1 protein-coding gene is annotated in these 5,137 nt (G+C 44.2%); it reads left to right on the top strand.

Annotated elements, in window-relative coordinates:
- Positions 1-5,137: hemagglutinin repeat-containing protein (locus ACFIJP_RS08550; protein ID WP_375626967.1), on the top strand; the 5,137-nt coding region annotated here is incomplete at both ends.

Genomic DNA, 5,137 nt, shown 5'->3' on the forward strand with positions numbered 1-5,137 from the left:
CTCGATTTAAGCAATAATCGTTCTCATATTTACACGCCGCAAACGCTGTATTTAATTGCAGATCATATTGATGTCTCAGAGAGCAAATTGGCTTATGGCGGTTTAGACTTTCAAAGCACCAATGCCCTTGATATTCACAATGCGCGGCTACAAGCCGTGACAGATCAGGGAGGGACTGGAGATATTCTCTTTGTTGCTCCAAGCGTTATGGTTGATGAGACAACTTCTGTTTTAGCGGCACGAGATTTCGTGATCAAAACGGGGGAGCTTGGAAATAGCGGTCAATTGGCATCGGGGCAGGATTTAGCCTTTAGCGTGACGGGCAATGTGACGAATAGCAAAACGGGCTTAATTTATGTGAAGGGCAATGGTGCTTTACAAGTTGATGGGGCTTTGCTCAATGATTTTGGCGCCATAATGGCAGAGGGTGATTTGTTTTTTACCAATGCGGCTGGCAGCGGAAAAAGCCTTTCCCTTGTCAATAAAGCAGGCTTTATTCAAGCCGGTGGAAACTTAAATATCCAAACAAACACCTTGAAAAACGAAGCCGATAGCACGCCTGTCATCACGGAAAAAACGGAATATAGCGATATTTCATTCGAAAAACCAGACAAATATAATTTTCTCGATGGTAGGCCTTTATATCATGATATGAAGAGGGATCGTTGGGGTAAAGGAAAACTTTCTACTACTCATACTTGGTGGTATACCAAGAAAAAATTTATATTTGAGCAACAACTTTGGGCTAACAAAGAAGGGACTTATGGCGCGGCAACTTCAAGCGATGGAACAGTCTACAAGTCATTTACTTGGAAACATAATGCTCGAAAAGGAGATATAGAACGCTATCAATGGAATAATCAGTCACACATGACAGAAGAAACTGTCACGCAAGGGTTTTCGCATAAACCAACTGTTTCGGGGATGATACAATCTAGTGGCAATCTCATCATTAACGCTGATACCATTGACAACCATTATAGCTCTATGAGAGCAGGGGGAAATGCTGATATTCACGCCAATGTGCTGACCAATCTGGGTGCAACGGCTTATAAAAAAATCTTTATGCATTGTAAAGCAGACACAGACAATTGTTATGGCTATAAAGCTGATGGAAGCCGCGATGTTTCTTTAGATATAGCCAATGGTACGTTTCGCCATACTGGCTCAGAAGCTCTTGATACCGTTCCAGGTCTTGTCCAAGCGGGTGGCACTTTAAATCTGGTGGTCGATCAACTCAATAACACGGCAGCGGAAGGTTCGATTACAGGGGATGCGCATTTTAAAGCACAAGCAGTTGGGGGCAATCCACTGGAGTCCTTAAGTGGTTTAACCGGGGCTGGTGCTCTCTTTACACCAAAAGTGGATCTCAATAATGCAGGAGAACTTTCTGAAGGGCTCCCTTTACCAAAACCCCAATCGGGGGGTGTTGGAGGCACGCTGCCCAATCAAAATTTCATTTATGAAACGCGGGCAGAATTCCTTGATGTTGGCAAGTTTTATGGCTCAGCCTATTATTTGAACAGAATTGGCTACAATCCTGACAGAGAGATTTTTTTCTTAGGCGATGCATATTTTGAAAAGCAGCTGATTGAGAAACAAATGCGTGATCTGGTTGGTCAAGGTTTGGGCAAAGGTTCCTTTATTCCTGGAAGTGATGCCATTGAACAAGTCAAAACTTTGCTAGATGGTGGGGCAGAATATGCAAAAGCCCACAATCTCCCCTTTGGTGAGGCTTTGAGTGAAGAACAATTGGCTTCTCTAGAAGCCCCGATGGTGATTTATGTGCGCCAACAGGTCAAGGGCATGGATGTTTATGCACCGGTGCTTTACATCCCTGAAAAAGACAGAGCCTCCTTTGTTTCTGCTGGGGCTTTGATCATGGGCGATGATGTCAATATCACCAGCCAAAATACAAGCAATTCCACAATAACTAATTCAGGGCGGATTGCGGCAAATCACCAATTGCATGTGCATGGTGGGGATATCCTCAGTCAAGGGGGGCATTTTGCGGCGGGTGGGGATGCTGTTCTCCTTGCGGAGAAGAATATTCGTTTAGATGCAGGGCGCACAACGGTTGACGGTGTGGAGACAGTATTAAACACCGAGGCGCTTTCTGCTGGGGGTAATGCGAGCGTGATTGCCAAGCAAGATATCACAGCCTCAGGGGTGGGGATCACTACCGGAGGTGATCTTGCCATGGCTACAGAAGAAGGCAACTTGACGATCGGTTCAGCAGAAACCCATTACCATGATGAACAGGGTGATGCCACCATGCATCATAAATCGGCGTTAAACTCTGGAGGCTCAACGACACTTCTCTCTGGAAAAGATTTGAATATTCTAGGCTCTGATGTTCAAGCAACGGATAATCTTTCCTTACAAGCTGAGAGGAATGTTTCGATTGATGCTACACGCAACAGCATGGACAATCAGAATGGGAGTGAAACATCTCATGTTGCTTTACACAATGGCTCTCATTTAAGTTCTGGAAAAGAGACCACTGTTCTCTCTGGAAAAGATATCCATATTGCTGCTTCCGATATAGATGCCAAGGGCAAGGTGGGGCTGAAAGCCAGTAACGATATCCTGATCAACAATGCAGAAGATAGCTTACATTATGAGATGTCGGATTACAAAGAGGATGGAATATTTAGTGAGAGAGTCCATAATAATGTTGAGGCTACTCAAGTCGTGGGCTCAAGTATAACAGGGGGTGAAGGGATGGCCTTTGAATCTGGCAACGATACAAAAATCATTGGATCGATGCTTCTTGCTGGAAAAGAAGAGGAAACACCAGATCAAGCAAAAGCAAATATTTCTATTCACTCTGGTGGGAATATTCTCATAAAAGGCGCTCAAGAACACTACGATCAGCAATACCAATCGTCATCAAGTAGCTTTTTGCATGAGGAATCTTCCGATAAATCTGAATCGCACACCACAACAGTTTCCTCTGTTCTTGGGGCGACGGGCAACATTGATTTGCAAGCAGAAAAAGAGTCCACAATTACTGCTTCTCATCTGCTTTCAGGTCAAAACATCAATGTGACAGCAGAAAATGTGACGATTGATGGCATGCAAGATCACCATAGCAACCACTCAGAAGAACATGCGTCTGGTTTTGGCGCGGGTTCAGCTGAGGACTTCGTGTCGATATATGGGAGTGAGGAAAAGGTGCAAAATGAAGAGAGTTTTGAACATCAAGGCTCTTCTCTCAATGCGGATGGCACTATCAACATCATTGCCAAGAAAAAAGATGTGAGCATAGTGGGCTCTGATTTTGCAGGTGAGAATATTAACCTTTCGGCAGCGCATGATGTGAATGTGTCTGTTGGTCATGATCGTCATACTTCAAGCTCAAAAGAAGAGCGTTCAGGTTTTGGGTTTCAGTTTGAAAAGAGCTGCAGCAGTGCTTCTTTGGGTGTTGGGGTTGCAAGCGTCAAAGATACGGACGATCAATGGGAAACCTCTTCCGCCCAATCACACATCAAGGCACGCCGAGATGTGCAGATTACTGCTGACAATGATGTAAATATGCAAGCAGCAGATGTTTTAGCTGATCGTGATGTGAACATCGATGCTGGCAATAATATCATGCTTTCGGAAAGCCAAGATATCTCTAAGGCACAAAAAAACCATGAAAATTTCTTTGCTGGTGTTACAGGTTCTGTCAATGTTGGCATTCTTAGTACCATAAAAGATATGAGGGATGTAGTAAAACATTTTGATCATGGGGATACGAAATACAAGATTGGCAATGGCATCATTCTTGGTCTAAAAGGCAAAGATCTCTATAACAAAGGCAAAGATCTCTATAATGGGATAAAGAGCGGATCAACAAAAGATTCCCTTCTCAATATGGTGGATATTTCTACCAGTGTTACCGTAGGCTTTAAGACTGAAAAGGAAGAGAAGTCTTCTCAGACATCTACTGCTGTAACCAATAGCATAGAAGCTGGGCGTTCTGTCGATATGAAAGCCCACAAAGGCAGCATTCATGGTATTGGTGCCGATATTATCGCTGGTACCAATCCAGTTTATGCATGGGGCAATGATCCGCAGAGCGGGAATATCAACTTGGAAGCAGGACAGCATATCACCTTTGAAAGTGCGCAAAACACGCAAAGCACACAAAACCATAACCAAAGCGCTTCAATGAATATTGGAGCCAGTTATGGCATCGGTGGCGCAGGGGTAACGGGCAGTGCTGCTTTTAGTCAAGGGGAAGGTTCCAGTGAGGAAGTTCAACACAAAAACAGCCATATTGTTGGCACAGGTACTGTTCATACCACGAGTGGGGCAAACACCACATTGGCAGGCGCCGTGGTTTCTGGAGAGCGTGTAGAAATGGAAGTAGGAGGTGATTTTACCGTTGTCAGCCGCAGTGATACGGGACAAAGTTCCAGCAAAAAAAACTCTGTTTCTGTTGGGGTTAAAGGCAATGGAAAGCCTGATGGTGCATCAATAAACGTCTCTTTCCAAAATGATCAATCCTCCAGCGATTATCACAGTGTTGTGGAACAATCAGGCATTAAAGCCGGTGATGACGGCTTTAATATCATTGTTAAAGATAAAACAACGCTGACTGGAGGACTTATTGAAAGCACAGCCTCGGCAGAAAAAAACAGCCTGACCACAGGAAGCATCAGCACCAGTGATATTACCAACAGTGCGAGTGCCAAAGCCAGCAGTGATGGGATTAGCATTGCAGCGGGTGGTGCAATGGGCGAATACGACATCGCTAAAAACATTGCCAAAAATGTTTTAGATCATGCAGAACAACAGGATTCAAGGGAAGGATATACCAAATCTGCCATTAGCGATGGCACCATCATCATTACTGATGAAGCAGGGCAGAAGGCATTGACAGGGCAAGATGTGGAACAAGTCACAGCTTCCCTTGACCGTAATACCGCTGAAGCTCATCAGGGTGTATCACAAATAGATGTCACTAAGCTGGAACAAACAGCTGGTGAAGACCGTGAAATGGCAATCCAACTCTTAGAAGAAGGGTTTAAATACAGCGATAAAGCCTATAAAAAATATAGTGAAGAAGCCTCTAAAAAGCGCAATGATGAAGTCTCTAAAAAGCGCAATGATGTAGCCTCTAAAAAGCGTAATGCTGAAGTCTCTA

Origin of the sequence: Bartonella sp. MU37NMGALS, assembly GCF_042194015.1 — a bacterium.
Taxonomy (GTDB): Bacteria; Pseudomonadota; Alphaproteobacteria; order Rhizobiales; family Rhizobiaceae; genus Bartonella; species Bartonella grahamii.